Consider the following 19,794-nt stretch of genomic DNA (forward strand, 5'->3'; position numbering starts at 1 on the left):
TCCTCCTATGTAATCGTGTTTTTATAAGTTTCGCTGTTTGTCAGATATTGATACACGCAGCGAAATGCCCGGGTCTTTTCTCCTCGAGGGGCGGGACGGTCTCCCGGCATTCCTGGCTTGCCATCGGACAACGGGTATTAAAGACGCATCCGGTTGGTGGTGCCATATGGCTCGGCAACTCGCCTTTGATCAGGCGAGGTTCGCGCTGTTTCTCGATTGTCGGGTCCGGCACCGGTGCGGCATCCAGCAACACCTTGGTGTAGGGATGCAGTGGCTGCTGATAGATCGCATCGCGATCCGCAATTTCCATGATGCGGCCAAAGTACATCACCACCACGCGCGCCGAGATGTGCCGCACCACCGCGAGATCGTGCGCGATGAACAGGAAGGCCAGCTTGAATTTGCGCTGAAGATCTTCCAGCAGGTTGATGATCTGCCCCTGGATCGAGACGTCGAGGGCGGATACGGCTTCATCGCAGACAATGAAGGAGGGCTCCATCGCCAAGGCGCGCGCAATGCCGACGCGCTGACGCTGACCGCCGGAAAGCTGATGCGGGTAACGCTCGGCCATCTCGGGCCGCAGGCCGACATTCTCGAGGAGTTCGGCGACGCGTGCTTCGATCTTCTGCCGACCATCGACGATCTGGTACACATGAAGCGGTTCGCCGATGATCTGCCCCACGGTCATGCGCGGATTGAGCGAGGAGTAGGGATCCTGGAAGATTACCTGCATCTTCCGGCGCATGGCTTTGAGCTGTGCCGATGACGCGCCTTCGAGATTGAGCCCCTCGAATGTGATGGATCCTGACGTCGGCTTTTCGAGATCAAGGATCAGACGCCCGACCGTGGTCTTGCCACAGCCGGATTCTCCCACGAGCCCCAATGTCTCGCCGGGGTAAATGTCGAATGAGACGTCTTGGACCGCTCGTACCGTGCCGCGGGCGCTGCGAAGTCCGCCGGACACGGAAAAGTGCTTAGTTAGGTTCTTCACCGCCAGAACGGGCGCTTCCGTATTGGCGGCGAAATTCAGACCAGCCCCGCCAAGGCTTTCCCAGGTGATCTTGCCCTCAGCGATATCGGTATGGCGGTGGCATCGCGACAGGCTGCCGGTGTCAGTCGAAAACAGCGGCGGTTCCTGATCGCAGACAGCGATACGGAAGGGACAACGCGGCGCAAATCGGCAAGCGGTGCTGACATTGGCGAGGTTCGGCGGCAGGCCTTCGATGGTTTCGAGTTTGGCGCCGCGCGGCCGGTCAAGCCTTGGCACCGAGCGCAGCAGCCCCATGCTGTAAGGATGGCGCGGCTTATGAAACACGGCCTCGGCCGAGCCCTGCTCGGCGACGCGGGCGGCATACATGACGATGACGCGATCGGCATAGCGCGCGACGACACCGAGATTGTGGGTGATGACAATCAGCGCAATGTTCAGCTTGCGCGACAGATTCTTCATCAGTTCGAGAATCTGCGCCTGGATCGTGACGTCGAGCGCGGTGGTCGGTTCGTCGGCTATGATGAGCTTGGGATTGCAGGCCAGCCCGATCGCGATCATCACGCGCTGGCGCATGCCGCCAGAGAATTGATGCGGATATTGATCCAGCCGGCCGGCCGGATCGGGAATGCCCACCAGAGTCAGGAGCTCGACAGCGCGCGCCTGGGCCTCGCTATCGCTCATGCCGAGGTGAATCTGCAGCGGCTCCTTGATCTGCAGGCCGATCGTGAGGAGCGGATTGAGCGACGTCATCGGCTCCTGGAAGATCATCGAAATTTCCCGGCCGCGGATCTTACGCATCTCCTCGTCGCTGAGGTCGAGCAGCGAGCGGCCGTCGAACGTAATTTTGCCTTTCGGAATTTTGCCGGTGAGCCGGGGCAGCAGCCGCATGATCGAGAGGGCGGTCACCGATTTGCCGGAGCCCGACTCTCCGACGATGGCGACGACTTCTCCCGCATTGACTGTGAAACTGACGCCCTCCACCGCGCGCACAATGCCGCGCGACGTGTTGAATTGCGTGTGAAGGTCCTCGACTGCCAGCAACGGCGCGCCCAAATCGCGCCGCGCGTCGACCTTCTCGCGCAGGTCTTCGCCCACTTCGACGATGCTCAAAACGACCCCTCTTGAACGTCTAGACTTTAGTCTTGTTTTTGTTCGGGGTGCGTGGCGTCGCATGACGCCCCGGTCCCTCCCTTGGGGAGCACAATGCTTGCCGGAGCGCGATGGTGCAAGCCCGTTATAAAGGCGGGCTCCAGTGTAGGATGCGATTCCGCAGCGCGGGACGCAGCGCAAATAGGCATCACCCTTTGGTCATACTTGCCCGCAATTTTCGGGTTGAGCCGACATTAATGATGGTAATGTTTGGTATCGTTTCGCGAAATTGCCACAGGTCGGGTGAACGATATTTCGCTAGGTGAATTAGGTCTGATTTGAAGGGGCAAGGCTCGACAGCTCATGAACACCTCGTTTTTCGGCGAACTCCTGCAAACCATATCGGATCGCGGCCGGGCCTTGCTCGACCGTGGGCGGCGCAGCGACACAGCGGCGCAGTCGGAAAATCTTGTCGAGCTCTGCGAGGATTTACTGTCCGGGCGTGGCGAGGCCTCCGGGGTGGCGCGGGCTCGTGACATTTTGTCTCGCTACTCGGAACTCACCACCGGACCCCGTATCGCCTTCTTCGAGGCGCTGGCGGGCCGCTTCGGCGTGCAGCCCGAGCGGGTTAGCGAGGCGATCACCGCCTGGCAGGCGACACCGAACGACGGCACAGCGGCCAGGCTGCACGTTGCGTCCGAGCCGCGCCGGCAGGAGCTGTTCCGCCGGCTCAATCTGGCGCCCGGCGGCACAGCGGCCTTGGTGCGGATGCGCGAACAGCTCATGGACGTGCTGCCGAACCGGCCCGATTTGCAGCCGGTCGACGAGGACTTCGTCCATCTGTTCACGTCGTGGTTCAACCGCGGCTTCCTGGTTTTGCGTCACATCGATTGGTCGACGCCAGCGAACATTCTGGAAAAGATCATCCGCTACGAAGCGGTGCACGAAATCAGCGACTGGGACGATCTGCGCCGCCGCATCGATCCGCAGGACCGGCGTTGCTATGCCTTCTTCCATCCGGCACTGGTCGACGATCCGCTGATCTTCGTCGAGGTTGCGCTGACGCGAGACATTCCGGAGGCCATCGCGCCGATCCTCGCCACCGAACGGGAGCCGGTCGAGCCGGAGAAGGCGCGTACCGCGGTGTTCTATTCGATCTCGAACTGCCAGCGCGGACTCGCCGGCGTGTCGTTCGGCAATTTCCTCATCAAGCAGGTGGTCGAGGAAATCTGCCGCGAACTGCCGAAGCTTTCGACTCTGGTCACGCTGTCGCCGGCGCCGACATTTGCCAAATGGCTCAAGCGCGAGCGCGCGCAGGAGACGTCACCTGCCATCAATGAGGCCGACAGACAGGCTTTTGCGGTGCTCGACGAACCCGGCTGGTGGCAGGATGTCGACAAGCTCGAGGAGTTGCGCGAGCCGATGATGCGGGCGGCGGCCTATTATTATCTCAGGGCCAAGACACCACGCGGGATGCCTGTTGACCCGGTGGCACGCTTCCATCTTGGCAACGGCGCGCGGCTCGAACGCCTCGACTGGCTCGCCGATGCGTCTGACAAGGGCATCGCGCAGTCCTACGGCTTGATGGTCAACTATCTTTATAACGTCGAGCACATTGAGAAGAACCACGAAGCCTTCGCCGAGCAGCGCACTGTGGTCGCGGCCTCCGGCGTGCAGCGCTATCTCCGTCCGACGCTCGAACTTGTACCCATCGCGGGCTAGGATCGGCCGTATACCGGCACGATGCCGCCACGGGTGACGACGTTATCGGGCGAGGCGAGGAACACGATCGTCGCTGCGACTTCCTCGACCTTCGGCCACTTGTCGAAAGCCGCCTTCGGCATCGCCTTGCGGTTGGCCGGCGTATCAATGATCGACGGCGCCACGGCGTTCACCAGGATACCCTCTTTCGCCACTTCCTCGGCCAATGAGATCGACAAGGTGGCAACGCCGGATTTGGCGATGGTGTAGGCGGTCATGCCAGCGCCAGCGCGGGGCTCCAGGGCGGGGCGGGCGGCGACATTGACGATGCGGCCACCGTTGCCCGTGGCTTTGATCGCTTTCACCGCCGCGCGACAGCACAGGAAGCAGGAAACGAGGTTGCCGTCGATCTGCTTCATCAGTGCGGCCTTGTCGGTATCCTCGACCGAGCCCGAAGCAAAGCCGCCGGCAATATGAACTGAGGCCCAGAGCTTGAGACCGTCGTAGAGCCCTTCGACCACGCTTTCGTTGGCGAGATCGCCGGCCGCGATCAGTCTGACGTTCTTGTTGTCACGAAACGCGAAGCGCTGCGCTTCCGCCTCGTCGCGGTAGGGCACGATACATTGCGCGCCCTGACCGAGTAGCGCGCCCGCCACCGCAACGCCGAGCGCGCCTGCGCCGCCGGTGACGAGGACGAGTTTATCGGTGAAGGTCATGGCGCAGCCTCTCTCCGCCCTGTCGGGCCTCGCGGCGACTACCCGCGTCCGCGCTTCACGCGCATCGGCAGTACCTGATATTCGAGCCAGTTCGCGATCTCGCTGACGCGCCGTTTCTTGTCGAGCACGTTCAGGCTGATGCCGTGCCGCCAGGCCAGCCGTTTGCACGCGGGATCGAGGTCGAGTGCTTCGAGATCATGAGCGAATTCGCTGAGATCAGCTTCGCCGGCAAAGAATCCTTCGCCGATCAGCCGCGTGCCAATGCGGCGCACGATGATAGCCAATTCCTTGAGCGGATATTCGGGATGATACTGCACGCCCCACGCGGTTGAACCCGGCGTGCGGATTTCCACGGCCTGCACCTTGGAGACGGCGTTGCTGGCGAGGAGGACGGCGCCGTCGGGCAAGGTGACGACTTCGTCCAGGTGAACCGTGGGCGCGTTGAAGACATCCATCTTGCCCGCATACATCGGGTGCTTGCGGCCTTCCTCGGTGAGACGAATGCCGCGGCCGAAACCGATCTCACGGCCGTTCGGGTTCTTGCGGACGACGCCGCCCGCTGCGGTGGTGATGATCTGAAGGCCCCAGCACGAACCGAACACCGGAGTTCCGGTTTTCAACGCCTCGCGAACCAGGTCGATCTGCCGGGTGACCTCGTCGCCGCCGCCATAGACGTGCAGCCCGGAGCCCGTGATGGCGATGCCGTCATATCCCTCCAGAGACTGCCCGGATGGCAGTCCGGCCGTCACGTCGGCCGGATAGCAAATGTCCACCTCGGCGACCGGCAGCAACTCGCGCAGCAGGTTGGCGTAGCCCCGGCTGGCTTCGGTGCCGCCGAACGACACATGTTCGGCCATGGTGGCGGGGTTATTGCCTTCGATAACGAGCAGGCGGGGGGTGGGCATGGAAACCTTGGAAGGGCGAAAGTGACGTCAAACAGTAACAACAGAAGAGATATGTCGAAGCGAAGGCAGAGGCAAAGGCATTTGGCGTCCAGTGGCCGGTTTTTGTGGTTTTAAGTCACGTTAACGCGGCTTGCCTAGATTGGTGTCGGGCGAACAGCCCCTGATCGCCGTCTCCCAGGATCGGCGGACGAACCGGAAGAAAGCAATGGCCAAGACCTCCCAGGCCGGGCCGGAAACGGCCGATTTCGACCTCGCCATCATCGGCGGTGGTATCAATGGCGCGGGCCTTGCCCGCGACGCCGCCGGCCGGGGTTTGAAGGTGCTGCTGGTCGAAATGAACGATCTGGCCGCCGGCACGTCGTCGGCCTCCTCCAAGCTCATCCACGGCGGCCTGCGTTATCTGGAGCACCGCGCCTTCCGGCTGGTGCGCGAGGCGCTGTCCGAACGCGAGGTGTTGCTCGGCATCGCGCCCCACGTCGTCCGGCCGATGCGTTTCGTGCTGCCGCCGGCGCTGGGCCAGCGTTCGCCGCTGCTGCTGCGTTTCGGTCTTTGGCTTTACGACGTGCTCGGCGCGCGCAAGCTGTTGCCGCCGTCACGGACAATCGACCTCACGCACAACGTCGTCGGCCAGCCGCTCAAGCGGGCGTTCCGCTACGCCTTCGAATATTCCGACTGCTGGGTCGATGACAGCCGGCTGGTTGTGCTCAACGCGCTCGACGCTGCCGCGCGCGGCGCCACGATCCGCACCCGAACGCGCTGCGTGCGCGCCGACCGTCGCGGCGGCCTGTGGGAGTTGGTGTTGCACGATCACGGCCGTCGCGACACCGCGACCGCGAAGGTGTTGGTCAATGCCGCTGGCCCGTGGATCGGCGAGGTCGCCGAGAACGTGCTGCGCAAGAAACTCACGGCGCGCCTGCGCCTGATCAAGGGCAGCCACATCGTGGTGCGCAAGCTGTTCGACCACGACAGCGGCTACATCTTTCAGGCGCCGGACAAGCGAGTCGTCTTCGCCTTACCGTTCGCCGGTGAATTTACGCTGATTGGCACCACCGATGAGAATTTCGTTGGTGACCTCAATTCGCCCGCGCCGAGTGCCGACGAAATTCTTTATCTCTGCGACGTCGTCAATCGCTACTTCCGCCATCCGGTGACACCCGATGAACTTGCCTGGTCGTTCTCAGGCGTGCGCGCGCTTTACGACGACGGCAAGGGCAGGCCCGAAGACGTCACGCGCGACTATCATCTCGAATTGGAGGCACCGCGCAACGAAGCGCCGTTGCTCACCATTTACGGTGGCAAAATCACGACCTATCGCCGTCTGGCCGAAGCGGCGATGGTGAAGCTCGGCCGCATTTTCCCAGGCCATGCACCATGGACGGCCCGCGCAAAGCTCCCCGGCGGCGAATTCGAGCAGGCGAATTGGAAAGAGGTGCTCGCCGAGATGCAAACCCGGTGGCCGTTCCTGCCGGAGGCGATGGCGCGGCGTATCCTGCGTGCCTACGGCCTGCGCGCCGAACGTTTCCTCGGCGACGCCGAAAGCCTCGAAGCGCTGGGTCCCATCCTGACCGGAGATCTGACCGCCGCCGAAATTCGCTATCTGGTCGAGAACGAATGGGCCGAGTCCGCCGAGGACATCCTCTGGCGCCGCGGCAAGTTGGGGCTGACTGCCACGGCCGATGAGCGCGAGGCTATCGATCGGCTGATCGGCGTGCTGCGCCAAGCGGCAGATCAGGGTTAGCAGACCGTTACCGGTGTCGATGCAATTGGGTTGACGAAATTCACCTCATATCGACGGGCCCATGATCTAATGCGCTGGTGACGACGCCGTTATCGGGGCCGCCAAATGCAATATGATTCACGGGAACTGGAACGCCGCCTTGAGAAGCTGAAGGTGCTGGTCGTGGACGACGAGCCCTTCATGCGCAAAGTCGTGCGGACGCTGCTGACCGGCATGGGCGTGCGCACCATCATGGAGGCGCACGATGGCCTGCATGGTCTTGATGCCATTCGTCGAGAACAGCCCGACGTCGTAATCCTTGACTGGAACATGCCCGGCCTCGATGGTCCGGCTTTCGTGCGCATGGTGCGTTCGCCGCAGACCTTCCCGATGCCGGATATTCCGATCATCATGCTGACCGGGCACGGTGAGCGCGCGAAGGTGATCGAGGCGGTCGAGATCGGCGTCAACGAATTCCTGCTCAAGCCGGTTTCGACCAAGGCGCTGCGCGACCGCATGGCCGCCGTGCTGCTCAACCCGCGCCCGAACATCCGCTCCGGCCAGTATTACGGCCCGGCACCGCGCAGGCTGGTCGATATTTATCGCGACGAAGACGACAGCAAGACGCTGATTTATCTGAACTGATCCAGGCTTTTCATTTCGCCTGCGAAGCCTTAGCCTCACTGTATGGGTGCGGCCGGGGCGCAACTGTCATATCTCGTTGCCATCGATCAGGGCACAACGTCGACGCGCGCCATCGTGTTCGATGCGGCGCTGAAGCCGCTTGCGCTGGCGCAGCGGGAGCTACCGCAGATCTTCCCGGCGCCGGGCTGGGTCGAGCACGACCCCGAAGAGATCTGGTCCGCCACGGTCGCGGTGGTGCGCGACGCGATCGCCAAGGCCGGCCTGGCACCGCAACACATCGCCGGCATCGGCATCACCAATCAACGCGAAACGACGGTCGTCTGGGATCGTGCGACCGGCAGGCCGATCCACAATGCCATCGTTTGGCAGGATCGCCGCACCGCATCGTTTTGTGACGGCCTGCGCGCCGGCGGTCACGAGCAGGAGATTGCGGCCAAGACCGGTCTGATCGTCGACCCCTACTTTTCCGCCAGCAAGATCGGCTGGCTGCTCGATCACATCGACGGTGCGCGCACCAAAGCGGAGAACGGCGCGCTCGCTTTCGGCACCATTGACAGCTTTCTGTTGTGGCGCCTGACCGGCGGCAAAGTTCACGCGACGGATGCCAGCAACGCGGCCCGCACCAGCCTGCTCAACATTGCGAGCGGTGAGTGGGACGGTGATCTTTGCCGTCTGTTCGGCGTGCCGATGGCAATGTTGCCGCAAGTGCGCGATTGCGCCGGCTCATTCGGCGTCACCATGCCCGATCTGTTCGGCGCAGCGATTCCGATTCTCGGCATGGCGGGCGATCAGCAGGCAGCAACGGTGGGGCAGGGCTGCTTCAAGCCCGGCATGATGAAATCGACTTACGGCACAGGCTGCTTCATGCTGCTAAACACCGGCGCCGAACGCGTCATTTCACGCAACCGTTTGCTCTCGACCATCGCCTACCAACTCGATGGTAAGCGCACTTACGCACTTGAAGGCGCCATCTTCATTGCTGGCGCTGCGGTGCAGTGGCTACGCGACGGCCTCAAGATTATCGCCAAATCGTCCGATGTCGGTGCGCTCGCGGCCAAGGCCGACCCGGCGGAAGAGGTCTATCTGGTGCCGGCTTTTGTGGGACTGGGCGCGCCCTATTGGGACGCGCAGGCGCGCGGCGCCGTCTACGGGCTGACGCGCAGTTCCGGTGGCGCCGAGATCGCGCGCGCTGCGCTCGATGCAGTGGGCTATCAGACGCGCGATCTGATCGAAGCCATGCATGCCGACTGGCCGGCGTCTCGCGACACCACAACGGTGCTGCGCGTCGATGGCGGCATGACGGCGAGCGACCCCTGCATGCAGTTTCTGGCTGACATTCTTGCCGCGCCGGTCGATCGGCCGGTGGTCATGGAAACCACGGCACTGGGCGCGGCCTATCTTGCCGGCCGTGCCGCCGGACTATGCCCCGATCTCGACGGTTTCGCGGCACAATGGCGGCTCGATAAGCGCTTCACGCCGCACATGGATGTGGCCACGCGCGAGATGAAATATGCCGGCTGGAAGGACGCTATCCGCCGGACGTTGACGCTGCGTTGAACGTCGGATCAGGGTTTCGGTTCGGCGGGAGCATTTTCGGCCGCGGGCTGGACGCCGCCTCCGGTTAACCGCTCGATGGCAGAGCGTACGGTATCGCGGGCGTTGCGTTCGCGCACAGCATTAAGCAGCGGCGCCGCCGCGCCCGAGCGGCGGATAAGCGCCTCGGCGTCGGGCAGCATGATCGGATCGTCCCACGAGCCCTGCACCACGAAGGGCAGGCCGAAGGGTTGCGAGCCTGCGCGGCTCGCCACCGCCAATGCGGCGGTGCCCTTAAGGTCGAGTTCTCGATCCGGGATCGACGCGGTACCGGCGAGTATGAGCCGCACCGCCGCGCTTTCGACTTTCATATCCTGCACGTCGACCGTGCCCTGCGCGATGCGCAGCATGATGTCGATCCTGTCATAGGGCGTGCGGCCGGTGCGGAATTCGCCACCGCCTGACAGAGGCCGTCGCTCGAGACGCTTGAGCAACTGCTCGACATTGATGCCGGCGATGGCGCCGTCTCGGCCCGTGAGTGTCGCCGTGCCGGCGAGTGTGCGCGTCATCGCCAGGACGCTTTCGCCGGCGCCGTCAAGCGCCATGGACATGGTGCCTTTGCCTTCGAGACGCTTCAGGCCGAAGAGTTGGCCGAGGCAGGACTCCAGATCGACATCGGCGAATTGCAGTTGCGATTTGAAGTCGACGCCGGTGCTGGAATTGTTCAGCGCCAGCGATCCTTTGATAACGCCACCGTAAGCCAGAGCCTCGCCGATCGAAACCGTGAGCTTGCCGGAGCGCAGATTGGCGCCGATCGCGGTGCGGCCGATTTTGGCGCTGCCCATGATAACGTTTGCGGCCGAGAGCCGAAGATCGAAATCGAGGCCGTTGAGTCCGTCCGGCGTCAACTGCGCATCGTTCCAGGCGCGCTGGTTCGCGGTCGAGAGGCGGATCGTGGAAATGTAAGGCGTCAGATCGAGCGTGTCGGCGGCGAGGGTGCCTTGCAGCGATTGCCGGCCTTCACTGGAGAAGGAAAGCACGCCTTCGGCGCTGTTGCCGTCGAGTTCGACGTTGACGCTGGACAGGCTGACGGAGTCGGCCAGGACCGTGGTCTGGGCCTTGATGGCGAAGCGGCCGAAGCCGCCGCCCGGCAGAGGCTCATGTCCGGCCCAGGTCATGGCGCGCCGAAACGAAGCGGCATCGGCGGCGAGCGTACCCTCGACCTTGATCGTCGGTTTGACGCTGAATGCGCCTTCGAATGCGACCTTCATCGGCGCGCCACTCAGGCGCAGCTTGATGCCGCTGCGGTTGCCGGCCAGTGCCGCGGCGAAATCGGCCAGCGCTATGCTCGCGTCGATCTTCTCGCCGTGCCAGACGAAGTGGCCGGTGGCGCCAAAACTTTTGGAGATCGACGGCCAGGCGAGCGAAAGATCGACTGCGTAAAGTGTCTCGACCGAACGGCCTTCGTCCTTGCGCAGCAAGACGGTGCCGTCGTCGATGCGCATTTCGGAAAAGCCGGCGACGCTGTGATTGGCACGAGGCTTCTGCGCCTTGACCAGCGCATCGATCAATGCCGACCAGTTCGATCCGCCGTCGCGCTCGAAGTCGATGGCGATGGTCGGCTTCTCCAGCGAAACATCGGCGATCTCGACCTTGCCGATCAGCAAGGGGAAAAAGCGCAGCCGCGCGGTCAGCCGTTCGGCGGTGAGCGCCGGGCGCTTCGGGTCGCCCAGGACTACATCGGAAAAACTGACGCTGCCCTTTGGGAACAGGCTGACGCTGACCTTGCCGCCAAGCTGCGGGTCTAGTCCGGTCGCGGCACGGATGCGGTTGAGAACTTCGGTGCGGACGGTGTCGGGGGAAATCAGGTAGCCCGCGGTCGTCAACACGCCAGCCGTTATCGCGCCGACGGCGATCAGCACGAATCCCAAGCGTCGAATGCCAGCAAAAGCCGTCAAAGTGAGTTGTTCCGAATGGGTCGAGCCAGTGGGGCCGGTGGTGGCCGGAGGAATATACCATTGGCCCAGTCAGCGCCAACCTGAGCGGTCCGTGTGACGCTTTCATGGCCGGCAAAGCCTGGCGGCCCGCCCTCGATCAGCCACCCGGGCCGCTACCGCCGCGTCTCGCGGGCGTCCGGCAGCCGCATGAGCAGGATGACCGGGGGAATGCCGGCCAGCACGATGAGCAGGGCGGCCAGCGCACCGTCCTCGAAATTGCCGCGGGTGGCGTACTGGTAGATCGAGGTCGCCAGCGTCTCGACATTGAGCGGCCGCATCAGGAGCGTCATCGGCAGTTCCTTGAGGCAATCGACGAAAACAAGGAGCGCCGCGCCGGTCAGCGCCGGTGTCAGCAGCGGCAGGTGGATATGACGTAGCAGCGGACCAATGCCGGCGCCTTCGAGCCGCGCGCTTTCGTCGAACTCGTGCGGCATTTGGGCGAGGCCCGCCTGGACGACGCCGATGGCGATCGAGGCAAAGCGCGCCGTGTAGGCGACGATCAGCGCAAAGCTGGAACCGGCCAGCACCAGGCCGACATGGGTGCCGGAGAGCTTTCCGCTCAGCCAGTTGAGCATCTCGTCGCCCGCGACCAGCGGCGACATCAGGCCGAGTGCGAGCACTGTGCCCGGCACCGCGTAGCCCATGCTGGCGAGCGCCAGCAGAGGCCGTGCCGCTCTGACCGGCGCCAGCCGCAGCGGGATAGCGGCGGCGATGCCGACAGCGAGCACGACCGCGGTTGCGACGGCGGCCAGCGCCACGGTCGTCATGAGCGCGGTGAACAGCGACGGATCGATGCCGAGGATCAGGCCGCGCATGATCGCTTCGCGCAACAGATAGCCGCCGGGAATAACGAAGCCGAACAGGACCGGGATGACGCAGACGCAGGCCGCGATCCAACCCGCGCGCCCCGTCAGTGGCAGCCGGCGCGTTACGGCGCCATCCTGCACGTCGCTCTCCACCGACTGTCCGCGCCGGCCGGTGCGTTCCAGCACGATCAGCAGCGTCACCACCGCAAGGAGTGCCAGCGCGATCTGGGCCGCGCCGCCCAAACTGCCGCGGTTGAGCCAGGTGGTGAAGATCGACAAGGTCAGCGTCTGCACGCCGAGATATTCAGCGGCGCCGATGTCGTTAAGCGCCTCGAGCAAGGCCAGCGCCAGACCCACCGCGATCGCGGGCCGCGCCAGCGGCAGCGAGACGTAACGGAAGGTCTGCCATAAGGTGGCGCCCATCGTACGGGCCGCGTCGGCAAAGCTGGCGCTCTGCGTTTTGAACAGCGCGCGTGCGGTCAGATAGACGTAAGGGTAGACGACGATGCCGACGATCAGGATGGCGCCGGGCAGTGAACGCACCGGCGGAAACCAGTACTCGGCGCCGGTCTTGAATCCGAATATCGCGCGCAGCGCACTCTGCACCGGGCCGGCGGCGTCGAGGAGATCGGCGTACACATAAGCCGCGATGTAGGTCGGAATGGCGAGCGGCAGCGGCAGCAGCCATTCCAGCACTTTGCGGCCGGGAAACTCGAAACCGGCAACCAGGAAGGCGGGCGCGATGCCGGTCAGGGCGGTCACGGCAGCGACGCCGGCCAGCAGCAGCGCAGTCTGCACGACGGCGTGCGGCAGGACATAGGCGATCAGGTGGGGCCAAAGCTCGGCGTCGCCGGCCACGGCCAGACGCATCAGGCTTGCCAGCGGCAGCGCGATCAGCGCGGCGGCGGCGAGCGCAATGGTCAGGCTCGCAATTCGGTCTGCCGGTAAACGGCCAGCGGCCCCGCGCAAGGCGGGGCCGCCGGTGACGGAGTACATAATGGTCGAGGGCCTCGAAACTGACTCAGTTATCGAAGCCGACCTTATCAACTAATGCGGCCGCTGCCTTCTTTTGATCGGCAATCTTGGACAAGGGCAGTGCGTCCGGCTTGAGCGTGCCGTAGCCGGCGATGATCGGGTTTACCGCGATACCGGCGCGCAGCGGGTACTCGAAATTGACGTCGGCATACATGTGCTGCGCCTTCTCCCCGGCGAGCCATTCGATCAGCTTGAGCGCCTGCGCCTTGTGCGGCGCGTGCTTGGCGAGCACGACGCCGGAGACGTTCACATGGGTTCCGCCGCCGGCGAAGGTTGGCAGGATCACCTTGGTGGCGTCGGCCCACGGCTTCTGCTGCGGGTTCTGCGTCATCAGCGCCCAGTAGTAGGTGTTGCCGATGCCGAGATCGCACTTGCCGGCAGCAACGTCGCGCGCGGTCTCGCGGTCGCCGCCCGACGGTTTCTGCGCCAGATTGGCCTTGAGGCCCTTGAGCCATTCCTCGGCCTTGGCCTCGCCGTGCTTGGCGATATAGGCCGCGATCAGCGCGTTGTTGTACATGTGCTGGCCGGAGCGGATGCAGATCTTGCCCTTCCACTTCGGGTCGGCGAGCTCTTCGTAAGTGATCGCGGTCTGCTTCACGCGATCGACCGAGGCGTAGACGACGCGGGCGCGCATCGAGATCGCATACCAGTGGCCTTCCGGATCGCGGAACTGCGCCGGCACCACCTTGTCGAGTGCGGGCGAGACGATGGGCTGGCTGATGCCTGCCTTCACCGCTTCCTCAAGACGGCCGATATCGACGGTGAGCAGCACGTCGGCCGGGCTGTTCTCGCCTTCGGTCTTGATACGCTGCTCGAGGCCGGAGCTGGCCGAGATGACATTGACCTTGATGCCGGTGTCGCTGGTGAAAGCGTCGAACAGCGGCTGGATCAGTTTGGTTTCGCGATAGCTGTAAACATTGACCTCGCCCTGCGCGAACGCGGGCGATACGGCGCCGGCGACCAGCGCGGCGGCAAGAGAGACGGCATGAATGGGCTTCAACATCGATTGACCTCCAAAGGACCCCTGCAGCGCCAACAGAGCGGCGGGTCACAGTCGGGCCTATGTGGCGGTCCGAGGGGACAGCGGTCAACAGAAGTTCTTAAGATAAAACAATAGTTTAGAACAATTATAGGGTAGCTTCGGCTTTGCTGCCGATGCGAAGGACTTGCACGGCCAGCAGGAACCCCTTCCGTTAGAACGATTAAAAACAGGGCTACTCAGGTTGCGACAATCTGCCCTAGGTCCGGCGATTTCTCAGCGCGCGATCGGTGCACCAAGCTCCCGCGATGCATCGGCAATTTCGGCGATCATCTTCTTCAGAATGGCGTCGCCGAACGACTCAAAGTCTCTGGCTTCCATCACGAAACTGCCCGGTCCGCCGGTGACGTTGTCGCGGTAATACTTGGCAAGTCCGCCGGGCGGATGGGTGTGCTCGGGATTCCACGGCATCGGCTGGTCGCTGAGAATGACGAGGCCGTTGATGACGATGCCCTTGGCGATCGCCTCGTCGCGGACCTGCCGGACGTCGCGGCCGGAATTGTTGGTGCCGTCGCCGGAGACGTCGATGGTCTGCCGCTCCGAAAAATACGGCGCCTTGGCGAGTTCGGCCATGGCGACATCGATACCCCCGCTGATCGAGGTGCGGTCGGCGAAAGCGCGCGGCTCTTCGAGCAGCCGGGTGCCGAAAGCGTGCGCCGTCTGCGGGCCGTCGATCACGGTCCAGCCGATCACGACCTTCTGGTTGGCGGCGCCGGACCATTCGATGAACATGACGGCGATGCGGCCGTTGCGTCCGCCCTTGATCGCCTCGAGCACTTTCGGATTGGCGATCGCCGCCGCATAGCCGTCGCGTTGCAGCTTGAATTTGTCGCCGGTGACGCTGCGCGACACGTCGGAGGCCAGCACCAGCAGCAGGTCGACTTTCTCGGCGGCGCGAGCGGGGACAATGAGGTTTGAAATTGCGAACGCCGCAACAAGCAGAAGCGCGCAACGGAACAGGCGACTCATGAGCACCTTTCCCCGCCGTCTGGGGCGACGGACCGAAAGGCAAGTCTATCAGTCTATTTCTATTCCGCCAGCACGCGGGTCGCGGGGAAGGCGACCTCGACGAGGGTTCCGTCCTCGGGACGGCTGGTGATGCGGAAGCGGGCATGGTTGGCCTCGGCCAGGGCCTTGGTGATGGGCAGGCCGAGTCCGGTGCCGCTCGCCCCCCACCGCGACGTTGTGGCGAGCTGGCGGAACGGTTCCAGCGCCATCTGCAGTTCCTGCTCGCTCATGCCGGCGCCGGTGTCGCGCACGCGGAGCATTGCCTCGTTGTCGTCGTTGACCGCCGTGGACACGATCACCTGGCCGCCAGCGCCGGTAAACTTGATCGAGTTCGACAGGATGTTGAGCGCGATCTGGCGGACCGAACGCGCGTCCGCCACGATCGGCGGCAGGTTCGGCGATAGCGACGTGCGGATGATGACGCGCTGGCGGTTGGCCTCCTGCTGCAGCATCGCCACGCATTCCTGGACGATGTCGTTGAGGCTGACGCTGACGAAAGTGAGGTCGAGCTTGCCCGCCTCGATCTTCGACAGATCGAGCAGATCGTTGAGCAGCGAAATGACGTGGCCGCCGGCAGCGTGAATATCCTTGAGATATTCCTTGTAGCGCTCGTTGCCGATGGCGCCGAAACGCTCGTCCATCATCACTTCGGAGAAGCCGAGGATGGCGCTGAGCGGCGTGCGGATCTCGTGGCTGATCTTGGCGAGGAATTCGGATTTTGCGGTGGACGCGCGTTCGGCCTCGCGCCGCGCATTGATGAGGTCTTCCTCAGTACGTTTCCAGGCGGTGAGGTCGCGCAGCAGCGCGCAATATTTGTCGCCGCCCTCGATGCGCCCCATGGTGACATAAAGCGGCACCAGCCCGCCGCGCTTGAAGCGGCCGATTGCCTCGCGGCCTGCATCGGGCATGACGCCACGATCGCCTGAAACGCGGTCGAGATAGTCGATCATCGCGCGGCGGCTTTCCGGCGCGAAAAGATCATCGAGGGAAAGTTCGGTGAAGTCGGCGGCGTCGTAGCCGAACAGCGCCTGCGCGCTGCGGTTGGCGGTGAGCACACGGCCGGCACGGTCGAGCAGCAGCACGCCGTCGGTCGCGGTATCGAGCACGGCACGCAGTTCGTTGGCTTCGGATTCGAGACGGCGCATTGCCGCTTCGTTCGGTTTGGCTTCCGCCGCGCCGCCGCCGGTCTGGATCATCAGCACCAGCGCCGACTCCTGACCCCACGGCACGCTGAACAGGCGCCCCTTCACCGGCTTCTGCTGGCCGTTGACGGTGGCGATGTTGAGCGACTTTGCGCCATGGCCACCGCCACTTTCGTCGCCATTGGCTGGCTCGATGAACAGGCTGTCGAGGCCGCCGGCTTCATTGAGTGTGGCAAGGCTGTCGTAACCGGTCCAGTCGAGGAAGGCGCGGTTGGCATAGAGCAGGTTGTTGAGGCGATAGACCAGAATGCCGAGCGGCAGCCGCTCGAGAATGGCGCGGCCGTCGTCGGTTGCCGACACGCGCGACGGCGCGGTCGGTGCCGGCTGCGGCACGATGAGCGGCTCCTCGCCGAAATCCGGCGCTTCGTCCGTGGGCAGCGGAGGTTTTGCGCCGCCGCCTTTGAGCCGGGCGTTCAGTTCGCGGGCCAGTTCTTCGAAATTGCTGTGCTCGCTGGCCGTGAGCGCCGGCTTGTCTGCGGTGGTTGGCGGCTCGGCGACCGGCACAATCGGCGGCGCGGGCGGCTGCGGTTCGGCGGCCGGACGGAAGGCGAGCACATTAGCTGACGGTGGCTCTGCCGGCTTCGGTGCGGGCACGGCGGCAATGGTGTCGATGTCGCGCAAGCCGGCGCGGCAGATGCCAAAGCCGCGAAAGCCGGTGAAGCGACGATCGCGGTCGAAGGTTGGCAGGCCGGACATCTCGATGGCGACACGTTCGTGCGAACCGTCCATCGGCCATTCGACGACAATGCCGCTCCAGGTCTCGCGGGCCGCCAGCGCCCGCGCGATGCGGCTATCGGTGTCGATGTTCAAGGCCTGCGCGATTTCCGGCCACGAGCGCAGCAGCACAGAAGCCGTTTCCGGGCCGAGCAGGCGGGCGAAGTTTTCCATCCCCTGCGTGAAATGCGTTGCCGCATCCATCTGCCAGACAAAGCGATAAGGCTGCGGCCGTGGCGTCTCGGCGACAAGCTTCGGCGCCACCGGGGCTGGCATCGCCACGACATCGTTTGTCGGCGGCGGCTGCAGCACGGGCTTGGGTTCGGTGAATTGCAGCAGCAGCGCGATCGTCTGTCCGGCGCCGAGCTTGCGCATGACGGCGTAGCCGAGCGGGAAGTCACCTTCGGCGCGGCCGTTGCGGCTGGCGTCGCGTGCCAGCCGGTCGAGGCCGAGCGCCGCGATGTCGCGCTTGTCGGCGATGCGCTGGCGCGCCGGCATATTGGCGTCGATGAGTTCACCGTCGGCTGAGAACACCGCGGCCGGCCGCTCGACATCGGCAATCAGGCGATGCGCGCGCTCCGGCAGGCTCAAGTCGCGGGCCACGCGTTCGGTCGAGACGACGAGGACGGCCGTGGTCCGATCGGGCAGGGTGAAGCGCGAGCAGAAGCAGGTCAGGGCACTGCCCAGCGGCGCGCCGAAACCACGCAGCCGCTCGAGGCGCTTGGTGCCGCCGCCCGGCAACGTACCGGCGAGGCGCTTGATCTGCGTCGCGGCGGGATGGTCGGCGTCGAAGGCGCGCTGCGCGAGCGCTGAGGAACTTGCCCCGTCGAAAATCGCTGCGGCGGGCCCGTTGGCCCAGAGCACGCGAGTACCGTCCTCACGCCACAGCCACACCGGCACAGGAGCGAGCGCGTAATCGGCCAGACGAGGATCGTCGAGCCAGAGGTGTTGGTCGTTCGTCCCGCTCATTGCATTTCGCAGAAAAGCCGCAACCGTTACGGCTAACAAAGCATTAATAAGCCTGCGGCCATCCGCCGTCCACGATCCGCGCCCTACCGCCCCCGCTCATAGAGGGGTAACCTTAATTGCTGCATTTGGCGGCGCCGAGCGGGGGGCGGCCGTCACACATCCGCTCGCACAAGCGGGCTATAAAAGGGCCGGCCGGTTCAGGTTCGGCAATTTCGGAAGGAGCTGACTATGGCGCAGGATCCAAAATTCGAAATCCCCGCAGAGATGCGAGAATTCGCGGAAAAGAGCGTCGAGCAGGCGAAGGTCGCCTTCGACAGTTTCATCGCGGCCAGCAAACATGCGGTCGGCACCGCGGAAACCCAGGCCAAGACCTTGCAGAGTGGCGTGCGTGAAGCCGGCCAGCTCGCCATGGGCTTTGCCGAGCGCAACCTCACGGCGTCCTTCGATTTCGCCCAGCGCCTGCTGCGCGCCAAGGACCCGAAGGAAGTCACCGAGCTGCAGATCGACTACGTCAAAGCGCAGATCGCGGCCCTGTCGGAACAGGCCAAAGCCCTATCCGAGCACGCCGGCAAGATGACGCCGAAGTAGCATCGGCCGGCGCCGCCAGCAGCTCACGCGGCCTAGCCCCAGCGCTTGGCCGGATACGCGGTTTGCTGCCGGCGATAAAATTGAAATGATTGCAGTGGCTTACGCTGGCCGCGACGGCGCTTTGCGGCGTTATGTTGCATTGCAATATTTTTGTTGCAATGCACGCGACATGGTTTATACTTTTGGCCAGTGACCTCCAGCGCCCTTGGGCGCGGATGGAAGAGAGGCGCGGGCCGCATCGAGCCAGGGGACGGCTGCTCCGCGCCGCCGGAAAAACGTCCTCGCCAAAGGATGACGACCATGACCGAAGAAACCTACACGCCGAAAGTCGTCGCGATGAACACGGACGCGATGTTCCAGATGCCGAAATTCGAAGTGCCGACGATGGAAGTGCCGCCGGCATTCCGTGAATTCGCCGAGAAGGGCATTGCCCAGGCGAAAGACGGCTACGACAAGATGAAGGCCAACGCCGAGAAGGCGACCGAAACGCTCGAGACGACCTATTCGATCGCCTCGAAAGGCTGCGCCGATTACGGCCTCAAGCTGATCGAAACCGCCCGCGCCAACAGCAATGCCGCCTACGATCTGATGGCGGAACTGATGGGCGCGAAGTCCTACTCCGATTTCGTCGGGCTTTCGACCGCCTACATGCGAAACCGCTTTGATGCGTTCAATGCCCAGGCCAAGGAGCTCTCCGAGCACGCTCAGAAGGTCGCGACCGAGACCGCCGAGCCGATCAAGGAAAGCTTCGCCAAGTTCAGCAAGGCCGCCTGATCGGCCTGACGCGAACCTCACCATCGAGTTCTGAGGCCCGGGCCGAATGCCCGGGCCTTTTTTTGGCGTCCAGGCTTTGCCGGCGCCTAGCGGCCGGCAAATCGGCGCCGGCCGGGGCGGCCAAACCGCTTGCCAAAGACGGGTGCGGCTCTTAGGTTCGCGCCGCGCGCGGGGCCCTTTGCGGCCCCGCAGCCCGTGAGGCCCAAGGGCGGTCGTTGCCCGGTCGTCACGTCATCCTTATGCAGGCGTAGCTCAGTTGGTTAGAGCGCCGGTCTGTGGAACCGGAGGTCGGTGGTTCAAGTCCACCCGCCTGTACCACCCTGCGAAGAGCATGCAGACCATCTGACTGCCAAGAGGAAGTCTGC

General features: G+C 64.1%; 14 protein-coding genes and 1 tRNA gene. 7 read left to right on the forward strand and 8 right to left on the reverse strand.

Annotation, left to right across the window (positions count from 1 at the left end):
• Positions 1-40 precede the first annotated feature (40 nt).
• A complete protein-coding gene (locus tag DXH78_RS20225) occupies positions 41-2,101 on the reverse strand; it encodes an ABC transporter ATP-binding protein (RefSeq protein ID WP_283805612.1) in 2,061 nt (686 codons plus the stop codon).
• A 342-nt stretch (positions 2,102-2,443) separates the two neighbouring features.
• On the opposite strand from DXH78_RS20225, the gene DXH78_RS08560 reads away from it, so the two are divergent.
• Positions 2,444-3,802 (forward strand): malonyl-CoA decarboxylase, encoded by a 1,359-nt coding sequence (locus DXH78_RS08560; RefSeq protein WP_115516633.1) that lies wholly within the window; start codon positions 2,444-2,446, stop codon positions 3,800-3,802.
• Here DXH78_RS08560 and DXH78_RS08565 read toward each other — a convergent pair.
• Positions 3,799-4,497 (reverse strand): SDR family NAD(P)-dependent oxidoreductase, encoded by a 699-nt coding sequence (locus tag DXH78_RS08565; RefSeq protein ID WP_115516634.1) that lies wholly within the window; start codon positions 4,495-4,497, stop codon positions 3,799-3,801. The genes DXH78_RS08560 and DXH78_RS08565 overlap by 4 nt on opposite strands.
• 38 nt (positions 4,498-4,535) lie before the next feature.
• Positions 4,536-5,402 carry a type 1 glutamine amidotransferase gene (locus DXH78_RS08570; protein ID WP_115516635.1) on the reverse strand — a complete coding sequence of 289 codons (867 nt, stop codon included), beginning with the start codon at positions 5,400-5,402 and terminating at the stop codon, positions 4,536-4,538.
• A 205-nt stretch (positions 5,403-5,607) separates the two neighbouring features.
• Here DXH78_RS08570 and DXH78_RS08575 point away from each other — a divergent pair, with 205 nt between their 5' ends.
• The 3 genes from DXH78_RS08575 (at position 5,608) to glpK (ending at position 9,321) form a co-directional block, all read left to right on the forward strand.
• The gene (locus DXH78_RS08575; RefSeq protein WP_115516636.1) at positions 5,608-7,140 is read left to right on the forward strand and encodes a glycerol-3-phosphate dehydrogenase; all 1,533 of its coding nucleotides are present in this window, start codon (positions 5,608-5,610) and stop codon (positions 7,138-7,140) included.
• Between the two features lie 105 nt (positions 7,141-7,245).
• The gene (locus DXH78_RS08580) at positions 7,246-7,764 is read left to right on the forward strand and encodes a response regulator (protein ID WP_115516637.1); all 519 of its coding nucleotides are present in this window, start codon (positions 7,246-7,248) and stop codon (positions 7,762-7,764) included.
• A 42-nt stretch (positions 7,765-7,806) separates the two neighbouring features.
• Positions 7,807-9,321 (forward strand): glycerol kinase GlpK, encoded by a 1,515-nt coding sequence (gene glpK, locus DXH78_RS08585; RefSeq protein WP_115516638.1) that lies wholly within the window; start codon positions 7,807-7,809, stop codon positions 9,319-9,321.
• An 8-nt stretch (positions 9,322-9,329) separates the two neighbouring features.
• Here the strand turns inward: glpK and DXH78_RS08590 are convergent, their stop codons facing one another.
• The 5 genes from DXH78_RS08590 to DXH78_RS08610 all read right to left on the reverse strand — a co-directional run bounded on the left by DXH78_RS08590 (position 9,330) and on the right by DXH78_RS08610 (position 18,067).
• Positions 9,330-11,255: an AsmA family protein gene (locus tag DXH78_RS08590; protein WP_115516639.1), complete on the reverse strand. Its 1,926-nt coding sequence runs from the start codon at positions 11,253-11,255 to the stop codon at positions 9,330-9,332.
• A gap of 152 nt (positions 11,256-11,407) precedes the next feature.
• Positions 11,408-13,096, reverse strand: a complete 1,689-nt coding sequence (locus tag DXH78_RS08595) for an ABC transporter permease (protein ID WP_115516640.1) — start codon at positions 13,094-13,096, stop codon at positions 11,408-11,410.
• Between the two features lie 25 nt (positions 13,097-13,121).
• The gene (locus DXH78_RS08600; RefSeq protein WP_115516641.1) at positions 13,122-14,138 is read right to left on the reverse strand and encodes a Fe(3+) ABC transporter substrate-binding protein; all 1,017 of its coding nucleotides are present in this window, start codon (positions 14,136-14,138) and stop codon (positions 13,122-13,124) included.
• A gap of 252 nt (positions 14,139-14,390) precedes the next feature.
• Complete coding sequence (locus tag DXH78_RS08605; RefSeq protein WP_115516642.1) at positions 14,391-15,143, reverse strand: DUF1194 domain-containing protein; 753 nt, start codon at positions 15,141-15,143, stop codon at positions 14,391-14,393.
• 59 nt (positions 15,144-15,202) lie between these two features.
• Positions 15,203-18,067, reverse strand: a complete 2,865-nt coding sequence (locus DXH78_RS08610; RefSeq protein WP_115516643.1) for a PAS domain-containing sensor histidine kinase — start codon at positions 18,065-18,067, stop codon at positions 15,203-15,205.
• Positions 18,068-18,295: 228 nt separating this feature from the next.
• Here DXH78_RS08610 and DXH78_RS08615 point away from each other — a divergent pair, with 228 nt between their 5' ends.
• From DXH78_RS08615 to DXH78_RS08625, 3 genes are all read left to right on the forward strand, one after another.
• The gene (locus tag DXH78_RS08615) at positions 18,296-18,655 is read left to right on the forward strand and encodes a phasin family protein (protein ID WP_115516644.1); all 360 of its coding nucleotides are present in this window, start codon (positions 18,296-18,298) and stop codon (positions 18,653-18,655) included.
• Between the two features lie 300 nt (positions 18,656-18,955).
• Positions 18,956-19,429: a phasin gene (locus DXH78_RS08620; protein ID WP_245416773.1), complete on the forward strand. Its 474-nt coding sequence runs from the start codon at positions 18,956-18,958 to the stop codon at positions 19,427-19,429.
• Positions 19,430-19,670: 241 nt separating this feature from the next.
• Positions 19,671-19,747, forward strand: a tRNA-His gene (locus tag DXH78_RS08625).
• Positions 19,748-19,794: the final 47 nt, after the last annotated feature.

The organism is Undibacter mobilis (genome assembly GCF_003367195.1).
GTDB classification, from domain to species: domain Bacteria; phylum Pseudomonadota; class Alphaproteobacteria; order Rhizobiales; family Xanthobacteraceae; genus Pseudolabrys; species Pseudolabrys mobilis.